General features: G+C 61.2%; 18 protein-coding genes. 13 read left to right on the forward strand and 5 right to left on the reverse strand.

Annotated elements, in window-relative coordinates; translation table 11 throughout:
- Positions 1–43 precede the first annotated feature (43 nt).
- The 10 genes from putP (at position 44) to rpoS (ending at position 8,507) form a co-directional block, all read left to right on the forward strand.
- On the forward strand, positions 44–1,561 hold the full coding sequence (putP, locus tag ACTG2W_RS17170; protein ID WP_106844357.1) for a sodium/proline symporter PutP: 1,518 nt from the start codon (positions 44–46) through the stop codon (positions 1,559–1,561).
- Positions 1,562–1,769: 208 nt separating this feature from the next.
- Positions 1,770–2,087, forward strand: a complete 318-nt coding sequence (gene ftsB, locus ACTG2W_RS17175; RefSeq protein ID WP_005335520.1) for a cell division protein FtsB — start codon at positions 1,770–1,772, stop codon at positions 2,085–2,087.
- Entirely contained in the window at positions 2,080–2,772 is a 693-nt protein-coding gene (ispD, locus tag ACTG2W_RS17180) for a 2-C-methyl-D-erythritol 4-phosphate cytidylyltransferase (protein WP_106844356.1), read from the forward strand. The genes ftsB and ispD overlap by 8 nt, the downstream gene beginning before the upstream one ends.
- 146 nt (positions 2,773–2,918) lie before the next feature.
- The gene (gene ispF / locus ACTG2W_RS17185) at positions 2,919–3,395 is read left to right on the forward strand and encodes a 2-C-methyl-D-erythritol 2,4-cyclodiphosphate synthase (protein WP_106844355.1); all 477 of its coding nucleotides are present in this window, start codon (positions 2,919–2,921) and stop codon (positions 3,393–3,395) included.
- Positions 3,395–4,453 (forward strand): tRNA pseudouridine(13) synthase TruD, encoded by a 1,059-nt coding sequence (gene truD, locus ACTG2W_RS17190; RefSeq protein ID WP_069528913.1) that lies wholly within the window; start codon positions 3,395–3,397, stop codon positions 4,451–4,453. Before ispF ends, truD begins: the two co-directional genes overlap by 1 nt.
- Complete coding sequence (gene surE, locus ACTG2W_RS17195; protein WP_005335515.1) at positions 4,434–5,195, forward strand: 5'/3'-nucleotidase SurE; 762 nt, start codon at positions 4,434–4,436, stop codon at positions 5,193–5,195. The genes truD and surE overlap by 20 nt, the downstream gene beginning before the upstream one ends.
- A gap of 7 nt (positions 5,196–5,202) precedes the next feature.
- Entirely contained in the window at positions 5,203–5,820 is a 618-nt protein-coding gene (locus ACTG2W_RS17200) for a protein-L-isoaspartate(D-aspartate) O-methyltransferase (RefSeq protein ID WP_005335507.1), read from the forward strand.
- On the forward strand, positions 5,817–6,398 hold the full coding sequence (locus ACTG2W_RS17205) for a YqaA family protein (protein WP_181281688.1): 582 nt from the start codon (positions 5,817–5,819) through the stop codon (positions 6,396–6,398). Before ACTG2W_RS17200 ends, ACTG2W_RS17205 begins: the two co-directional genes overlap by 4 nt.
- Positions 6,399–6,407: 9 nt before the next feature.
- The gene (locus ACTG2W_RS17210; RefSeq protein WP_076492587.1) at positions 6,408–7,478 is read left to right on the forward strand and encodes a LysM peptidoglycan-binding domain-containing protein; all 1,071 of its coding nucleotides are present in this window, start codon (positions 6,408–6,410) and stop codon (positions 7,476–7,478) included.
- 45 nt (positions 7,479–7,523) lie between these two features.
- A complete protein-coding gene (gene rpoS, locus ACTG2W_RS17215; RefSeq protein WP_005335504.1) occupies positions 7,524–8,507 on the forward strand; it encodes an RNA polymerase sigma factor RpoS in 984 nt (327 codons plus the stop codon).
- A gap of 77 nt (positions 8,508–8,584) precedes the next feature.
- Here rpoS and ACTG2W_RS17220 read toward each other — a convergent pair whose 3' ends face one another.
- A complete protein-coding gene (locus tag ACTG2W_RS17220) occupies positions 8,585–9,622 on the reverse strand; it encodes an alkene reductase (protein WP_270819072.1) in 1,038 nt (345 codons plus the stop codon).
- A gap of 199 nt (positions 9,623–9,821) precedes the next feature.
- Between ACTG2W_RS17220 and ACTG2W_RS17225 the strand changes: the two genes are divergently transcribed.
- Positions 9,822–10,388 (forward strand): TetR/AcrR family transcriptional regulator, encoded by a 567-nt coding sequence (locus tag ACTG2W_RS17225; protein ID WP_042081487.1) that lies wholly within the window; start codon positions 9,822–9,824, stop codon positions 10,386–10,388.
- A gap of 49 nt (positions 10,389–10,437) precedes the next feature.
- On the opposite strand, the gene ACTG2W_RS17230 is transcribed toward ACTG2W_RS17225, so the two are convergent.
- Positions 10,438–10,782, reverse strand: a complete 345-nt coding sequence (locus ACTG2W_RS17230) for an endonuclease domain-containing protein (protein WP_106844353.1) — start codon at positions 10,780–10,782, stop codon at positions 10,438–10,440.
- A 669-nt stretch (positions 10,783–11,451) separates the two neighbouring features.
- A complete protein-coding gene (locus tag ACTG2W_RS17235) occupies positions 11,452–12,405 on the reverse strand; it encodes a LysR family transcriptional regulator (RefSeq protein WP_106844352.1) in 954 nt (317 codons plus the stop codon).
- 155 nt (positions 12,406–12,560) lie between these two features.
- Between ACTG2W_RS17235 and aguA the strand changes: the two genes are divergently transcribed.
- Complete coding sequence (aguA, locus tag ACTG2W_RS17240; protein ID WP_106844351.1) at positions 12,561–13,658, forward strand: agmatine deiminase; 1,098 nt, start codon at positions 12,561–12,563, stop codon at positions 13,656–13,658.
- A gap of 125 nt (positions 13,659–13,783) precedes the next feature.
- Positions 13,784–15,487, forward strand: coding sequence for an amidase (locus ACTG2W_RS17245; RefSeq protein WP_106844350.1), 1,704 nt, complete (start codon positions 13,784–13,786; stop codon positions 15,485–15,487).
- 85 nt (positions 15,488–15,572) lie between these two features.
- Here ACTG2W_RS17245 and ACTG2W_RS17250 read toward each other — a convergent pair whose 3' ends face one another.
- Both ACTG2W_RS17250 and ACTG2W_RS17255 read right to left on the reverse strand, forming a co-directional pair.
- Positions 15,573–16,037 (reverse strand): CesT family type III secretion system chaperone, encoded by a 465-nt coding sequence (locus ACTG2W_RS17250; RefSeq protein ID WP_421309281.1) that lies wholly within the window; start codon positions 16,035–16,037, stop codon positions 15,573–15,575.
- 108 nt (positions 16,038–16,145) lie between these two features.
- On the reverse strand, positions 16,146–17,048 hold the full coding sequence (locus tag ACTG2W_RS17255) for a hypothetical protein (RefSeq protein WP_106844348.1): 903 nt from the start codon (positions 17,046–17,048) through the stop codon (positions 16,146–16,148).
- Positions 17,049–17,346 lie beyond the last annotated feature (298 nt).

Here is a 17,346-nt window from a genome sequence, read left to right on the forward strand (position 1 = left end):
CGTCACCAGAGCGGGCAGAAAATGACACAAAACGGAGTTTTGCATGACAGCTAGCACACCCATGTTAATCACCTTCCTGGTGTATATCCTCGGGATGGTGTTGATCGGCTTCGTCGCCTATCGCGCCACCCGCAACTTTGATGACTACATTCTGGGCGGCCGCCGAATGGGGAGCTGGGTCACCGCCCTCTCCGCCGGCGCCTCCGACATGAGCGGCTGGCTGCTGATGGGCCTGCCCGGCGCCGTCTTCGTCAGCGGCATCTCCGAGAGCTGGATCGCCATCGGTCTGGTCATCGGCGCCTACCTCAACTGGCGCTGGGTAGCGGGTCGCCTGCGGGTACATACCGAGAAGAACCGCAATGCCCTGACCCTGCCGGACTATTTCACCTATCGTTTTGAAGATCACAGCAAGGTGCTGCGCATCCTCTCGGCGCTGGTGATCCTGCTCTTCTTCACCATCTACTGCGCCTCCGGCGTGGTGGCCGGTGCCCGCCTGTTCGAGAGCACCTTCGGCATGGATTACAACACCGCCCTCTGGGTCGGTGCCGCCGCCACTATCACCTACACCTTCTTCGGCGGCTTCCTCGCGGTGAGCTGGACCGACACTGTGCAGGCGACCCTGATGATCTTCGCCCTGATCCTGACCCCGGTCTTCGTCATCATCGCAGTCGGCGGGGTGGACAGCGCCATGATCGAGGTGGCCGCCAAGAGCGCCACCAACCTCGACATGTTCAAGAATCTGGATGTGATCGCCATTGTCTCGCTGATGGCCTGGGGCCTTGGTTACTTCGGTCAGCCCCACATTCTGGCCCGTTTCATGGCGGCGGATTCCCACCACTCCATGGCCAATGCCCGTCGCATCAGCATGACCTGGATGGTGTTCTGCCTCGCTGGTGCGGTGGCCATCGGTTTCTTCGGTCTGGCCTACTTTGCCCGCTTCCCGGAAGTGGCGGCTGGAGTGACCGGCAACCCGGAGCGGGTCTTTATCGAGCTCTCCAAGATCCTGTTCAACCCCTGGATCGCCGGTGTACTGCTCTCCGCCATTCTGGCGGCGGTGATGAGCACTCTAAGTTGTCAATTACTGGTCTGCTCCAGCGCCATCACAGAGGATCTCTACAAACCCTTCCTGCGCAAGAACGCCTCCCAGCGTGAGCTGGTGTGGGTGGGTCGCCTGATGGTGCTGCTGATCGCGGTGATTGCCATCGCCGTTGCCATGAATCCGGAAAACCGGGTGCTGGGGCTGGTGAGCTACGCCTGGGCCGGTTTCGGTGCCGCCTTTGGTCCCGTGGTGCTGCTCTCGGTGCTCTGGCCGCGGATGACCCGCAACGGCGCGCTGGCCGGCATGCTGGTCGGTGCTATCACCGTCATCGTCTGGAAGCAGTTCGGCTGGCTGGGGCTGTATGAGATCATCCCGGGCTTCCTGTTTGCGCTGCTGGCCATCGTGGTGGGCAGTCTGCTGGGCGAAGCGCCCTCAAAAGCGATGCTGGAGCGTTTCCGCGATGCCGAGGCGGTGTACAACACTCCGGCCGAGAGCGCGGGAGAGCCGGTCGCGGTGAACTGATCCCCCTTACCGCTTTCTGATTGAGAGCCCTGCCCCCGGACAAGGAGCGCCCTGGTTGGCCATCCTTGCACCGGTTTGGCGGGGCTTTGTGCTATCTGATTCACTCTTGGGCACTTTTTTATGTTCGGCCGGTGGCTCCCGGGTGCTCGCTTTCTTTTGTCTTGGCACCGAATATGGGACACTAGGCCGCCTGAAGGAGACCTAGTGCATGCGGCTATTCACCCTGATCCTGATCCTCCTGCTGGGGGGACTGCAATATGACCTCTGGCTGGGGAAGAACGGGCTATCCGATTATCAGAACCTGTCGGAGGCCATCTCGCAGCAACAGCGGGACAACCAGACTCTCAAGGATCGTAACGACCTCATTTACCGCGAGATAGATGATCTCACCTCTGGCCTCGAGGCCATCGAGGAGTTGTCGCGCAACGATCTGGGTTACATCAAGCAGGGGGAGACCTTCTACCGGATCATCCCCAAAGAGAAAGACAAAGAGACAGCGCCGGACGATGAGCCCTACGATGACTGATGCCAGCCGGGTATCCGGCCTGACGGCGATCGTCCCTGCCGCCGGTATCGGCAGCCGAATGGGGGCCGATTGCCCCAAGCAGTACCTGCAACTGGCGGGTAAAACCATTCTCGAACATACCCTGGAGCGGCTGCTCTCCCACCCGGCCATCGCCCAGGTGATCGTGGCGCTGGCGCCCCATGATCGCTGGTTCGAGGCACTGCCCGTGGCGGCCGACCCGCGCATTGTGCGGGTCGAGGGAGGCGCCGAGCGCGCCTTTTCCGTCCTCAATGGTCTCCATGTGGCGCAAGGGGAGTGGGTGCTGGTGCACGATGCGGCCCGCCCCTGTCTGACTCACGGCGATCTCGATGCGCTGATTGCCGCGGCCATGAACTGCGGCGGTGCCATTCTCGGCAGCCGGGTGCGCGATACCATGAAACGCTCCGATGGGGAGGGCAATATCATCGCCACCGTCGAGCGCGAGCAGCTCTGGCATGCCCTGACGCCGCAGATGTTCCCGACCCGTGCCCTGAAACGGTCGCTCGAAGAGGGGTTGCTGCTGGGCGCCACCATCACCGACGAGGCCTCCGCCATGGAGCGGGCCGGATTCACGGTGCGGATGGTGGAGGGGCGCGCCGACAATATCAAAGTGACCCGGCCGGAAGACTTGTCGCTGGCGGGGCTGTTTTTAAGCCAGCAGGCATAAGCCCCTCGGTCAGAACAGACCGTTCAGAGCCGAGTGTCTCGAACAAACAGGCCCGAACAAGGAGTTAGCATGATCCGGATTGGACATGGTGTGGACGTACACAAAATTGATGGGGTTGGTTTCAGCATGTTGGGAGGTTGCCGCTGATGATGCGCATTGGTCATGGTTTTGATGTACACAAGTTTGGTGGTGTTGGCCCCTGCATGCTGGGTGGCGTGCAGGTTCCCTACGAGCAGGGGCTGGTTGCCCACTCCGACGGCGATGTGGTGCTGCACGCGGTAAGCGATGCCCTGCTGGGGGCTATCGGTGCCGGTGACATCGGTCGCCACTTCCCCGATACCGCTGCCGAGTTCAAGGGGATCGACAGTCGCATTCTGCTGCGTGATGTCTTTGCCCGGGTACAGAAGGCGGGGTATGCCATCGGCAACCTGGATGTGACCATCATCGCCCAGGCCCCCAAAATGGCGCCCCATATCGACGCCATGTGCGCCGTGCTGGCCGCCGATCTGCAATGTGATTTGAACCGGGTGAACGTCAAGGCGACCACCACCGAACAGCTTGGGTTTACGGGGCGCAAGGAAGGGATCGCCACCGAAGCCGTCGTCCTACTGGTGAAACAATAATGCTGGAACAACTTGCCTATCTGCACGGGGCGCCCACCGCCCGCGGTATCCTCAAGGCCGAGGCCGCCGACTTCGTGGTGAATGAAGATCTCGGCTTCGAGCCCTGTGGGGAAGGGGAGCATATCTTCGTCCGGGTGCGCAAAACCGGCGAAAACACCGCCTGGGTAGCGGGTCTGCTGGCCGATGCGGCCGGGGTCAACCGCAATGCGGTGACCTGGGCGGGCCTGAAAGATCGCCACGCGGTGACCGAGCAGTGGTTCGGCATTCACCTGCCGGGCAAGGCCGAACCGGACTTGTCGGTTATCGAGAGCGACAGCATCCAGATCCTGCAAGCCAAGCGTCACAACCGCAAATTGCGGGTCGGCTACCTCAAGGGCAACCACTTCACCCTGCGTCTCACCGGTCTGGAACAGGCCGACGGGCTGGAAGCGCGCCTGCAGGCCATCGCCACTCAGGGCGTGCCCAATTACTATGGTGAGCAGCGTTTTGGCCGCGATGGCAACAACCTGGAAGCGGCCAAGGCGATGTTTGCCGGCAAGCGGATCAAGGATCGCAACAAACGCTCCCTCTACCTCTCTGCCGCCCGCAGCATGCTGTTCAACGCCATTGTCAGCGCCCGTATCGAGCAGGGGCTGGCCCATCAGCTGCTGGCCGGTGATTGCGTGATGCTCAAGGGCAGCCACTCCATCTTCAGCGAAGAGAGCGTGACCCCCGAGCTGGAAGCGCGTCTTGCCTCCGGCGACGTGCAGCTTACCGCCCCCCAGTGGGGCCGTGGCCGCCTGGCCAGTCAGGGTGCCGCTGCCGAGTTCGAACAGGGCGTGCTGGCTCCTTACAGCGATTGGTGTGACGGGCTGGAGAAAGCCGGGCTGGATCAGGACAGGCGCCCGCTGCTGCTCAAGCCGGAGCAGATGAGCTGGCAGCTGGACGGCGAGGCGCTGACCCTCTCCTTCTTCCTGCCGGCGGGCGCGTTTGCCACCAGCGTGGTGCGCGAGTTAATGCAGGCCGAAGAGGCCGATCACGGTTTCAGGAATCAGACCGATGCGAATTCTGGTCAGTAATGATGATGGTGTGCATGCCGAGGGCATTCGTGCCCTTAGCGAGGCGCTGCGCGCCTGCGGCGAGGTCATTGTGGTGGCGCCGGATCGCAACCGCAGCGGCGCGAGTCACTCCCTGACGCTGGAAGTACCGCTGCGGGTTACCCGCATTGCAGAAAACGGCTTTAATGGGTGCGAGAGCTATGCGGTTAAGGGGACGCCGACCGACTGCGTGCATCTGGCGGTCAACGAGCTGGTGCGTCCTGAACCCGACATGGTGGTGGCCGGTATCAACCACGGCGCCAACCTGGGGGATGATGTCATCTACTCGGGGACGGTCGCCGCGGCCACCGAGGGGCGCCATCTTGGCTACCCCTCCATCGCCATCTCGCTGGTGGGCAAGACCCACTTCGCCACGGCGGCCCACTATGCGGCCCTGCTGGTGAAGGGGCTGATGAAACACCCCCTGCCTGCCGATCAGATCCTCAACGTCAACGTGCCGGACTTGCCCCTCGAGCAGATCAAGGGGATCAAGACCACCCGCCTTGGCAACCGCCACCGGGCGGAGTCGGTGATCTGCACCGAGGATCCCCGTGGCCAGCCCATCTACTGGATCGGCCCCCCCGGTAGCCAGCAGGATGCCGGTGAAGGCACCGATTTTGCTGCCATCGAGCAGGGCTATGTCTCGATTACCCCCCTGACCATCGATATGACTGCCTATGACAGTCTCGCCGGTCTGGGGGCCTGGTTAGATCTGCAGGGATGAGGGTGGTGTGATAGTACAGCGCCTGTTAAATCAGCTCATTGCGCAGGATATTCGCGATTTTCGCGTGCTGGCGACCATCGCGAAAGTGCCGCGCCAGCTGTTTGTGGACGAGGCCATGGCGCACAAGGCGTGGGATAACACCGCCCTGCCCATTGGCCACGGCCAGACCATTTCGCAGCCCTATATGGTGGCGCGAATGACCGAGTTGCTGATGCAAAACAATCCGGCCCACGTGCTGGAGATTGGCACTGGCTCGGGCTACCAGACGGCGATCCTCGCCCATCTGGTGGAGCATGTGTATACCGTGGAGCGGATCAAGTCGCTGCAGTTCCAGGCCCGGCGCCGACTGCGTCAGCTCGATCTGCACAATGTCTCGGCCAAGCACGGCAACGGCTGGCTGGGGTGGCCCAACAAGGGGCCTTATGACGCCATTCTGGTGACGGCTGCGGCGAGCGAGATCCCGACGGCGCTCACCGATCAGCTGGCCGAAGGGGGTCGACTGGTGTTGCCAGTGGGTGACAGCCAGCAGACCCTGCAGCTGATCGAACGATCCGGATCCCAGCTGACCAGCCGTATTCTGGAGCCGGTACGTTTTGTTCCCCTGATTGACGGAGATGTTGAGTGAAGTTGTTTTCCCGTTTGTACGTACTGGTGATGCAGTGGGCTCGCCACAAACATGCCCCCTGGTATCTCTCCATCACCGCTTTCATCGAGTCGGTGTTCTGGCCCATCCCGGTGGATGTGATGCTGGCGCCGATGGCGCTCGCCAAGCCCCACAAGGCGTGGCACTACGCCACGCTGGCTACCCTCTTCTCTGTGTTGGGCGCCCTGTTTGGCTATGCCCTTGGCTATGCCCTGTGGGATCCGGTCGTACTGCCACTGGTTGAGTCTGTGGGTTATCAGAGCAAGATAGAGATTGCTCGCAACTGGTTTGAGCAGTGGGGGATCTGGGTCATTTTCATTGCCAGCTTCACCCCTATCCCCTACAAGGTGTTTACCGTGACGGCAGGGTTGTTGCAAATGGCTCTGCTGCCCTTCATCATCACCTCCCTCATCGGTCGTGGCATGCGCTTTTTCCTGGTTGCGGGCCTGATGCGCTGGGGTGGCGAGAAGATGGAACGCAAACTGATGCACTACGTAGATGTGCTCGGTTGGCTCTGTATTGGTCTGGCCGTGGTGGCCTATTTCTGGTTTAGTCGTTAAGGATCCATTATGCGTTCGCGTATTTGGCAAGGAAGCAGTGTCGTGGTGTTGTCATGGCTGCTGCTTGCCTGCTCCTCCAGTAAAAATGCAGCTCCGGTAGATGGTGTTGATGAGGGGCAGTTTGTCTCGACCATTCCGGCTCGCCAAAGCGGTGCCCAGGTCAGCGCCCCCATTCAGGGCGGCAGCTATGTGGTGAAGCGGGGCGATACCCTCTACTCCATCGCCTTCAACTCCGGCAACGACGTGCCGTCGTTGGCCAGCCTCAACAACATCAGCCCGCCCTACAACATCTATCCGGGGCAGCGACTGCGACTCGATGGTTCCAGCGCCAGTGTTGGCAGCAGCCGCAGTGCCGGTACCTATGAGGTGCGCCGCGGCGATACCCTGAGCAGCATCGGCCGCCAGTTCGGCATGACGCCGCAGGCGCTGGCCCAGAGCAACAACCTGAGCGCCCCCTATGCGCTGCAACCGGGTCAGGTGCTCAATGTCCAGACCGCAGGCGGCGGTTCGACCCAGATGGTGGCTGCGACTCGTCCGGCAACCGTGACGCCGGTGGCCGTGAGCCGTCCGAGCAGCGGTCCGCGTCCGTTGGCCGAGCCGAGTGGATCTGGTCAGACCACGCCGTTCATCTCTCAGAAATCCGTTGCTCCGGCAGCACCGAAGGAATACGCTCAGTCCAAAGAACAAAAAACAAACAACTCCCAGTCGAGACTTGCTTGGCACTGGCCCGCAAAAGGCCGGATTGTCGAGGGGTTCTCTGTTGCAGAACAGGGTAACAAGGGGATCGACATAGCCGGCCAGAAGGGGCAACCCGTCTACGCCGCCAGCAGCGGTAAAGTGGTATACGCTGGCAGTGCTTTAAGGGGGTACGGCAAGCTGATTATCCTCAAGCATGATGATGACTATCTCTCCGCTTACGCACACAACGACGAGTTGCGGGTGAAGGAAGGGGACAGCGTCAAGGGGGGCTCGGTCATTGCCAACATGGGTAGCACGGACGCGCCGGATGTGCGATTGCATTTCGAGATCCGGTACAGAGGCAAGTCGATCAATCCGATGAGCTATTTGCCAAAGCGTTAACCCCAGAGAGACCGTCTTACTCTGGTAACGTCAGGGAGACACACCATGAGCCAAGAACAACTGGTAATGCAGGATGCAGAGTTAGAGTTTGACGCTGAACCCGAATCTCACGAGGTAGAAGAGTTGCAGGAGGTAGCCGCCGAGGCGGACGAGACTATCTCCGATGAGTTGCTGGCACCTGAGCTGAACAAGGTGATGGATGCCACGCAACTCTATCTGGGGGAGATAGGTTTCTCCCCGCTGCTCACTGCCGAAGAGGAAGTCTACTACGCCCGTCGTGCCTTGCGCGGTGACAAAGCCGCCCGCAAGCGCATGATCGAGTCCAACCTGCGACTGGTGGTGAAAATCGCCCGTCGTTACAACAACCGCGGCCTGGTGTTGCTGGATCTTATCGAAGAGGGCAACCTCGGTCTTATCCGTGCGGTCGAGAAGTTCGACCCCGAGCGCGGCTTCCGTTTCTCTACCTATGCCACCTGGTGGATCCGCCAGACCATAGAGCGGGCCATCATGAACCAGACCCGCACCATCCGTCTGCCCATTCATGTGGTCAAGGAGTTAAACGTTTACCTGCGCACCGCGCGCGAACTCTCTCACCGTCTCGATCATGAACCGACCGCCGAGGATATCGCCTTCGCGCTGGATCGTTCGGTGGATGACGTGAACCGCATGCTCAAACTCAACGAGAAGATCACCTCAGTGGACACCCCCATTGGTGGTGATCGCGACAAGGCGCTGCTGGATGTGCTCTCCGACGAGCGAGGCATGGGGCCTGAGCTGGAGTCACAGGAAGATGATATGCGCAGCAGCATTGTCCACTGGCTGGAGGAGCTCAACCCCAAGCAGCGGGAAGTGCTGGCCCGTCGTTTCGGTCTGCTGGGCTACGAGCCCGCTACCCTCGAGGATGTGGGGGCCGAGATTGGCCTGACCCGCGAGCGGGTACGCCAGATCCAGGTGGAGGGGCTGCGCCGTCTGCGGGAGATCCTGCTGAGCCAGGGGCTCTCCATCGAGGCGCTATTTCGTACCAATTAAGCCCGCACCAACTAGCACGAGGGGAGCAACAGCTCCCCTCGTTTTTTATTGCCTGTCGTCTGGCGATGGCTTCGTGGTTATACCAGCTCAGCCAGCATGGTGTCGGCGTAGGGCACCAGCGCTTCTCCCTTCTTCACCTTGGTGAGGTAGTCCGGGTTGGCGATAAGCGGACGACCGATGGCCACCAGATCGAAGCGGTTGGCCTCGATGGCCGCAGCGGCGCGCTCGGCGTCGTAGTTGCCCACACCGACCAGATTGCCCTTGTAGTGGGCGCGCAGATAGTCGGAGGCGCGGCCACCCAGATAATCGAAGGTGAGGTTGTCATCAAAGATGCCGAGGTGGATATAGGCCAGCGGGCGATCGTTGAGCTTGCCCAGCAGGTAGTCGAACACGGCGCGATCTTCCGGGCTGCCCGCCAGATGGACATAGGCACCCGGGGAGAGGCGAATACCAACCCGATCACCACCGATACGGGCGCTGATGGCATCGACCACTTCCAGCGCGAAGCGGCTCATCTTTTCCGGGTTGCCACCGTAGTTGTCGGTGCGCAGGTTGGTAGAGTGGTGCAGGAACTGGTCGATCAGGTAGCCGTTGGCACCGTGGATCTCCACCCCGTCAAAGCCCGCCTCGATGGCGTTGGCAGCGGCCTGGGCGTAATCCAGCACCAGCTGGGCGATTTCGGCCTCGGTCAGGGCGCGTGGCACCTGATAGGTCAGCTCGCGCATGCGGGGCACAGTGCCCTCGTGCGCCACGGCAGAGGGGGCCAGCACTTCAGCCTGATGGAAGAAGGGGTGGGAGAGGCGACCGACGTGCCACAGCTGGGCGAAGATCTTGCCACCCTTGGCGTGCACGGCGCTGGTCACTCTCTTCCAGCCATCGATCTGCGCCTGGGTGAAGAGGCCCGGGGTATTGGGGTAGCCCTGCGCATCGGGGCGGATGATGACGGCCTCGGAAACAATCAGGCCGATGTCGGCGCGGCGGCCGTAATAGGCAGCCATCTGCTCGGTCGGCACCAGACCTGGGCCTGCCATGCAGCGGGTGAGCGGGGCCATCATGAAACGGTTGGCCAGGGTCAGAGTGTCATTGAGTCGATACGGCTGAAACAGGGTATTCATGATAGGTTGTCCTGAACGGGTTATTCTTGAACGTGCATTCAAGACGTTTTTTGCGTCGGGCGCAAGCTTTTTTTGAATGCGCGTTCAAGAAGGTTGGCCCGAGCGGGCGGCTGGGGTAAACTTGCCGCCCTTTCCAGCCACTCTTTATCGGCGGGCCCTGTTGCCCCTTGCCGGTGAACCATTTCCCACGGGAGGAACCATGCGCATAGCCGAGTTTGATCGGGACGAGGTACTGCGAAATGCCATGGAAGCGTTTCGCGCCAAGGGATATGCCAAGACCACCATGCAGGAGCTGGTGGCCGCTACCGGCCTGCACCCAGGCAGCATTTACGGCGCCTTTGGTAACAAGCGCGGCCTGCTGCTGGCGGCGGTGGATCACTATGTCGAGGGTAAACGCACCCAGCGCCGCTCCCTGCTCGACAACCCGAGCCCGCTGGCGGGCCTTGCGGCCTATCTCGACCGGATTGTGGGGGAGGCGCTCTGCGGCTCCTGTCTGGTGACCCGCACCATGATGGAGCTGAGCGAGCAGGATGAGGAGCTGACCCAGCGGGTCAAGGGGATCTATGGCGAGCTGGAGCAGGATCTGGCCGAGTTGCTGACGCAGGCGCAGGCCAAGGGTGAATTGGCCCCGGATAGCAATATCCATACCCTCACCGCCCTGCTGCTGATCAACCTGCAAGGGCTGGTCACCTTCGCCCAGTGCCGCCCCGATCGCCCCCTGCTCGACGACGTAGTCGCCCAGCTGATGCGGGCCCTGCGGGCGTAAGTTAGGTTTCCCCTTCTCCGTTTTTGCTTTTTGAATTGAGGGGAAGGGGTCAATCGGATTGACGTAATGAGAACAGGATAAAATCCAGCACGGAGTTGAGCCTGCCCAGTACATCGTTATTCCACACTCGTATCACCCGAAATCCCTGCTGATTGAGATAGGCTGTCCGAGCCTCGTCATGAATCTGGTTCGCTTGTGTTCCGTGTTGCGAACCATCCACTTCGATGATCAATCCCTGTTCAAGGCAGATGAAGTCCACCACATAGGGGCCGATTGGCATTTGGCGGCGAAATTTCAGCCCCGCCAGACGGCGATTGCGCAACTGTTGCCACAGTTTCTGCTCTGCCTGTGTGGCATCTCGTCTCAGTCGCTTGGCAACACGGTTGCTCTCCATTAATTGCTCCCACTCTGTATCGCCTTATAGATATAGCCAGCTTCCCATCTGTTTACCGGTTGGGTATTGCGTCCCCTCACCCTAGCCCTCTCTCGGAGGGAGAGGGAACAGATCGAGTTGTGGTTGGGATTGGGCTGATCATCACTGTATTCATTGTCGGATTCGAGTAGGGGAAGCTGGATTGGGTGATAGCAGATGGCGATAACTGTTCGAATGTATTGGGAATCGCCTGGCTGGCTGCGATGCTGCAAGTTGTAGCGTAACGGCTCCCTTCTCCCCTTGCGGGAAAAGGGTTGGGGATGAGGGGAAAGAAGCCCCCTCACCCTAACCCTCTCCCAATGGGAGAGGGAACAGCTCGAGGAGCTATCGGGATTGGGTAATACGAAGATGACGGTAACTTTTTGAATGTATTGGGAATCGCCTAGCTGACTACGATGCTGCAAGTTGTAGCGTAACGGCTCCCTTCTCCCCTTGCGGGAGAAGGGCTGGGGATGAGGGGGAGGGAGCAGGAGCAGCCCTCACCCTAACCCTCTCCCAAAGGGAGAGGGAACTGATCGAGGTTCTGTGCGGGCATCGTGGTCGGTCAACAAGCTCCTTCATCAAATCCTTGAACCACATCTGCGCCGGTTGTTGCGTATGCGCCGATGGAGTATGCCAGACGCCGCCGTTTTACCTCGGCCCTACCAGCGCCTTCATCAAATCTTTTAGCCATACCAGCGCCGGTTGCTGCGCGTGCACGGGATGCCAGACGCAGTTGAGGTGATAATCCGGCACATCTTCGGGCAGCGGCAGGCTTTTCAGCGGCCAGTGGGTGGCGAGCAGCTCGGCCACCATGCTGGGCAGCACCAGCAGGTGATCGCTCTGGCTGACGATGGCTGCGGCGGACATATAACTCTGGCTGTTGACCGAGATGGTGCGGCTAAAGCCCTGACTCTTCAGATAGCGGTCGAGGCTCGCCTCCGAGGTGCCCAGCGGCGAGTGGAACACATGGGGCATGGCGATGAGCTGCTGCAGGGTGATGCGCTCCATCCATTGGGAGGGGTCATCCTCGGCGCCGGCGGGGGCCGATTTGGCAATCGGCAGATCGGCGCGCACCAGCCCGGCCAGCGGCTCGGTGAGCCAGGTCTCCTTGCCCAGATACCCCGGCACCTGCATGTATTCGTCAAAGCCCAGCACCAGATCGATCTCCCCGCTTGCCAGCTCGGCTTCGGGCAGGGTGTCGCGCAGGATGCGGATCTCGATGGTGACCCCGGGCGCCAGCCGTCTGAGCCGCTGAATAAGCGGCGGGATCAGCACACACTCCACGTAATCTGTGGTGCAGAGCACGAAGCGTCGCTTCGACTGGCTTGGCTCGAACTCCTCTTCTTCGGTGAGCTGCTGCTCCAGCAGCCGCAGCGCCTGCTGCACCCCGAGATGCAACCGCTGGGCGCGCGGGGTCGGCAGCATCCCCTGCGGGGTGCGCACCAGCAGCGGGTCGCCGAGAAAGGTGCGCAGCCGGTTAAGGGAGTGGCTCATGGCGGGCTGGCTGATAAAGAGCGCTTCGGCGGCGCGGGTGACGCTGCCTTGCGTCATCAGGGCGTCAAACGCGAGCAGCAGATTGAGGTCGAGCTGGTGCAGTTTCATGGGGGGATTATTCGCCGTGTTTATGGGACAATCCATCCTATTCATTTGATGGATGGGGGCGCAACTTCTTACACTGCGACCCACTGTTATTTTTCCGGGTTCCCGCGCCGCATCTGGCGTAAACGGGGGCCTTAATCCATGCAAGGAGCCTTGCGATGAGCATCAAGACCATTAACTCCACGCCGGCCGCCGACGGCTTCACCATGCCCGCCGAGTGGGCACACCAGCAGGCCGTCTGGATGATCTGGCCGTTTCGCCCGGACAACTGGCGCGTAGCCGGTCGCTTCGCGCAAGAGACCTTCGCCAAGGTGGCGGATGCCATCGGTGGCGCCACCCCGGTCTTTATGGGGGTACCGGCCCAGTTTATGGAGCAGGCCCGCGCCATCATGCCCGCTCACGTCACTCTGGTCGAGATGAACAGCGATGACTGCTGGGCTCGCGATACCGGCCCGACCATCGTCACCAACGCGGCCGGCGAGTGCCGTGGGGTGGATTGGGGCTTCAACGCCTGGGGCGGTCACAAGGGCGGTCTCTACTACCCGTGGAATCAGGATGAAGAGGTCGCTGCCCAGATGCTGGCCCAGCACGGCATGGCTCGCTACGACGCGCCGCTGATTCTGGAAGGGGGCTCCATCCACGTCGATGGCGAAGGCACCTGCCTGACCACCGCCGAGTGCCTGCTCAACGAAAACCGCAACCCGCACCTGACCAAAGCGCAGATCGAAGCTCACCTGCGCGACTATCTGGGCGTCACCAGCTTTATCTGGCTGGACGAAGGCGTCTACATGGACGAAACCGACGGCCACATCGACAACATGTGCTGCTTCGTGCGTCCGGGTGAAGTGGCCCTGCACTGGACTGACGACCAGAACGATCCCCAGTACGCCCGCTCCGTGGCCGCCCTCAAGGTGCTGGAAGCGGCGGTCGATGCCAAGGGTCGCAAGCTGAAAGTGTGGAAGCTGCCCCAGCCGGGCCCGCTGTTCTGCACTGAAGAGGAGTCTGCCGGCGTCGAGAGCGGTACCGGTGTGCCGCGCGAGGCCGAGGGCCGTCTGGCCGGTTCCTACGTGAACTTCCTCATCACCAACGATCGCATCGTCTATCCGCTGCTGGATGCCGCCACCGATGGCGAAGCCCAGCGCATTCTGGAAGAGATCTTCCCGGATCACACCGTGGTCGGCGTACCGGCCCGCGAGATCCTGCTGGGCGGTGGCAATATTCACTGCATTACCCAGCAGATCCCTTCCGGCAAATAAGAACCGGTTCCGGTGAGTATTCAAAACCCCACTCAGTGGGGTTTTCTCTCTTGATGGTGTGATGGTCGCAGGCGCTGATGCGACGATCATCATGACAAACAGTCACCCTTTTACAGGAGATCCCCATGATCGAAGTGACCGAGGTTTCCATTGCCGAGCTGCGTGCCGCGCTCGAATCAGGCCGCACCACAGCGGTCGAACTGGTCAAGGCCTATCTGGCCCGGATCGAGGCTTACAACGGCCCCGAGACTGCCACCAAACTCAATGCCGTGGTGGTCGCCAATCCCGATGCGCTGAAAGAGGCCGAGGCTTCCGATGCCCGCCGCGCCCGTGGCGAGACCTTGAGCCCGCTCGACGGCATCCCCTACACCGCCAAAGACAGCTATCTGGTCAAGGGGTTGACTGCCGCCTCCGGCAGCCCGGCCTTCAAGGAGCTGGTGGCCCAGCGCGATGCCTTTACCGTTGAGCGCCTGCGCGCCGCCGGTGCCATCTGCCTTGGCAAAACCAATATGCCGCCGATGGCTAATGGCGGCATGCAGCGCGGCGTCTATGGCCGTGCCGAGAGCCCCTACAACGCCGACTACCTGACCGCGCCGTTTGCCTCCGGCTCCTCCAACGGTGCCGGTACCGCCACCGCCGCCAGCTTCTCTGCCTTCGGTCTGGCGGAAGAGACCTGGTCGAGCGGCCGTGGACCTGCCTCCAACAACGGTCTGTGTGCCTACACCCCGTCCCGTGGCGTCATCTCGGTGCGCGGCAACTGGCCGCTGACTCCGACCATGGATGTGGTGGTGCCTTATGCCCGCACCATGAACGACCTGCTGGAAGTGCTCGACGTAGTAGTGGCCGACGATGCCGATACCCGTGGCGATCTGTGGCGCATGCAGCCCTGGGTGCAGCTGCCCAAGGCTTCCGAGGTGCGTCCGGCTTCCTATCTGGATCTGGCTGCCAAGCCCGATGCCCTCAAGGGCAAGCGCCTCGGCGTGCCGCGCATGTTTATCAACAAGGATGAACTGGCCGGCACCAGCGAAAACCCCGGCATCGGCGGCCCGACCGGTCAGCGCATCCATACCCGCGACTCCGTGATCACCCTCTGGGAAGAAGCGCGCAAGGCGCTGGAAGCCGCTGGCGCGGAAGTCATCGAAGTGGACTTCCCGCTGGTCTCCAACTGCGAAGGGGACAGACCCGGCGCGCCGACCGTGTTCAACCGCGGCATCGTGAGCCCGGAGTTTCTCAACGACGAGCTGTGGGAGCTCTCCGGCTGGGCGTTCGACGACTTCCTGCGCGCCAACGGCGATCCCAAGCTGAACAAGCTGGCCGATGTCGATGGGCCGAAGATCTTCCCCCACGACCCGGGCACTCTGCCGAACCGCGAGGGCGATCTGGCAGCGGGCATGGACGAGTACGTCAATATGGCCAAGCGCGGCATCAAGCGCTTTGACGAGATCCCCACAGTGCCGGACGGCCTGCGCGGTCTGGAGAAGACTCGCAAGCTGGACTTGGAGGACTGGATGGACGGGCTCAAGCTCGACGCCGTGCTGTTCCCCACCGTCGCCGACGTCGCCCCGGCTGATGCGGACGTGAATCCGGCCTCCGCCGATATCGCCTGGAGCAACGGCATCTGGGTTGCCAACGGCAACCTCGCCATTCGCCACCTCGGCGTGCCGACCGTCACCGTCCCCATGGGTGTTATGGCCGATATCGGTATGCCGGTTGGGCTGACCTTCGCCGGTCGCGCCTATGACGACCACAACCTGCTGCGCTTCGCCTCGGCCTTCGAGTCCACCGGCAGCAAGCGTATGGTGCCGCCACGGACGCCGCCGTTGGGGTGATCGCCTGATAGTTGTTAGATCAGAGACAAAGAGAGAGGGAGGCATCATGCCTCCCTCTTTTTCGTCCATGTTCTGGCTTTGGCTATCACACCCGGATGTTCTGGCCCGCACCCATTTCGCTTTTTGTCACAGGCGGGGTCTGCTCATCTTGGGACAAGCTGGCCTCCCACTCGTGGGCCTTCTCCAGCAGATCGGCGAGGCTTTCCCTGATCTGCTGCGGACGATAGCTCCCCAGCGCTATCCGGGAGAAAAACGATACCCGCTCGGTGCCGGGATAGATGCCGACTCCGTAGCCATGGCGCAAGGGGGCGAGGGCATGCTCGCCAAAACGCAGGAACAATTCGCGAGACAGGCGCGCGGGAAGATCGCTCGCCGTGGTCACCGAGAGCACCAGCGCCATTTCGTCGGGCTGAGCCACGATATTGACCACAAAGGGGGCGCTCGCTTCCTCTGCTGTTCGCTGGACCTCGAACGTGCAGACGCCGTTTTCATCGAAGGCCAGCGGCTCGACCGACAGCTCGGCCACGATTTTCTGATAGATATCCAACACAACACTCCAGTCCGGTTGCCCGGTCGTCTTCGAGGGGCAGGGCAAGATCACCAAGAGACGGCCCCGCCACCGAGCGGGCCGGGCCGTCATCCATATTCATGGCAAGGGTTACACCTTGATATTGAGTGCTCGGCCCTCTTCCAGCTCGAACACCCGGACATCGCTCACCGGATTGTCGTTAAAGCGCACGCTTTTCTTCATCTTGGCGGCTACGTTCTCCCCGTCCGATGAGCCAGTGCGCTCTTCGACCAGCGGTGAGGTTTCGTTGGCGCGGGTGTTTGCCTTGGTCAGGGCGTCCAGCTCGGCGGTGGCTCTTTGCTCAAACAGCTGGACGAAGCTGCGATTGAACTCTGCATTGACCTTGGCGTTGAACGCCTCCGATTCATGGCCCAGCGTATTCAACGCCGAACTGAGTGCCTCACCCGAGAGTGACTCGTGCAGGGCGATCGTCCGCTCGATCACCCGACTGCTCAGCATGCTGAAGATGGCATCTTTACCGTTGATAAAGCTGGAGAAGTGCTGCTGGACAAAGCTCAGGGAGTCCTTATCCAGCCTCTCCAGACCGAGGCGCTTCTTGTTGGCATCTGTGATGTCGGCCATGGTCGCCGTTTTGGGATCGCTACCCAGCTTCAGATATTGGGCCTCGTTCTTGAACTCGTTGACGGGCTGGTTAAAGGCTTGCTGCACAATCTTCTTGGCTTGGCCAAGTTCGGTCAGCTGCCGCTGCACTTCGGACTGAATTTGAGTGGCCCGGGTGGTGAGTGCACTCTCCCCCTTGGTGGTGGCGCGGCTAAAGAAATCGACCACCGCATTTTTGATGCGGCCCAGCGTGCTTAAATGGGCCAGGTCCCGTTGTACTGAGACATCCCCACTCTTGCCGATATGAATGGTGTACTCCTTGCCTTCACCCAGATGAAGGGCAAGCTTCTGATTGCTGCCGGGATTGACGCTGGCGAGCTGCAGGCTGTCGATAGCCTTCAACATCACCGGGGTAGCTCCATGAATAGCCATGACCTTGGTTCCTTATCTCACTAACAAGCGATACATCTGGTCTGCATCATACCCGTCAGTGAAAACGCCGTTTATTAGCCATGGTTGCACTATTTTAGTTTGGGGTTGGCCTGCACTGGAGTGTGTGAGAGGAGAACCGGTTGCTGTGTTGCTTCGGCGTTGAGTCCACCGGCAGCAAGCGTATGGTGCCGCCACAGACGTCGCCGTTGGTTTGATTGCTGTTGTGAGTTAAATCTCTCAGGTGCATCTGGGGATAACTAAAAAACCCACCCGCTATGCGGGTGGGTTTTTCGTGTCT

Source organism: Aeromonas sp. 96A (assembly GCF_051919165.1).
Lineage (GTDB): Bacteria > Pseudomonadota > Gammaproteobacteria > Enterobacterales > Aeromonadaceae > Aeromonas > Aeromonas veronii.

Coding starts and splice junctions, on each gene's coding strand:
- ACTG2W_RS17220 (WP_270819072.1), bottom strand. CDS start 9,622: ATGAATACCCTGTTTCAGCCGTATCGACTCAATGACACTCTGACCCTG.
- ispF (WP_106844355.1), top strand. CDS start 2,919: ATGATGCGCATTGGTCATGGTTTTGATGTACACAAGTTTGGTGGTGTT.
- ftsB (WP_005335520.1), top strand. CDS start 1,770: ATGCGGCTATTCACCCTGATCCTGATCCTCCTGCTGGGGGGACTGCAA.
- truD (WP_069528913.1), top strand. CDS start 3,395: ATGCTGGAACAACTTGCCTATCTGCACGGGGCGCCCACCGCCCGCGGT.
- ACTG2W_RS17210 (WP_076492587.1), top strand. CDS start 6,408: ATGCGTTCGCGTATTTGGCAAGGAAGCAGTGTCGTGGTGTTGTCATGG.
- aguA (WP_106844351.1), top strand. CDS start 12,561: ATGAGCATCAAGACCATTAACTCCACGCCGGCCGCCGACGGCTTCACC.
- ispD (WP_106844356.1), top strand. CDS start 2,080: ATGACTGATGCCAGCCGGGTATCCGGCCTGACGGCGATCGTCCCTGCC.
- putP (WP_106844357.1), top strand. CDS start 44: ATGACAGCTAGCACACCCATGTTAATCACCTTCCTGGTGTATATCCTC.
- ACTG2W_RS17245 (WP_106844350.1), top strand. CDS start 13,784: ATGATCGAAGTGACCGAGGTTTCCATTGCCGAGCTGCGTGCCGCGCTC.
- surE (WP_005335515.1), top strand. CDS start 4,434: ATGCGAATTCTGGTCAGTAATGATGATGGTGTGCATGCCGAGGGCATT.
- ACTG2W_RS17230 (WP_106844353.1), bottom strand. CDS start 10,782: ATGGAGAGCAACCGTGTTGCCAAGCGACTGAGACGAGATGCCACACAG.
- ACTG2W_RS17225 (WP_042081487.1), top strand. CDS start 9,822: ATGCGCATAGCCGAGTTTGATCGGGACGAGGTACTGCGAAATGCCATG.
- ACTG2W_RS17255 (WP_106844348.1), bottom strand. CDS start 17,048: ATGGCTATTCATGGAGCTACCCCGGTGATGTTGAAGGCTATCGACAGC.
- rpoS (WP_005335504.1), top strand. CDS start 7,524: ATGAGCCAAGAACAACTGGTAATGCAGGATGCAGAGTTAGAGTTTGAC.
- ACTG2W_RS17235 (WP_106844352.1), bottom strand. CDS start 12,405: ATGAAACTGCACCAGCTCGACCTCAATCTGCTGCTCGCGTTTGACGCC.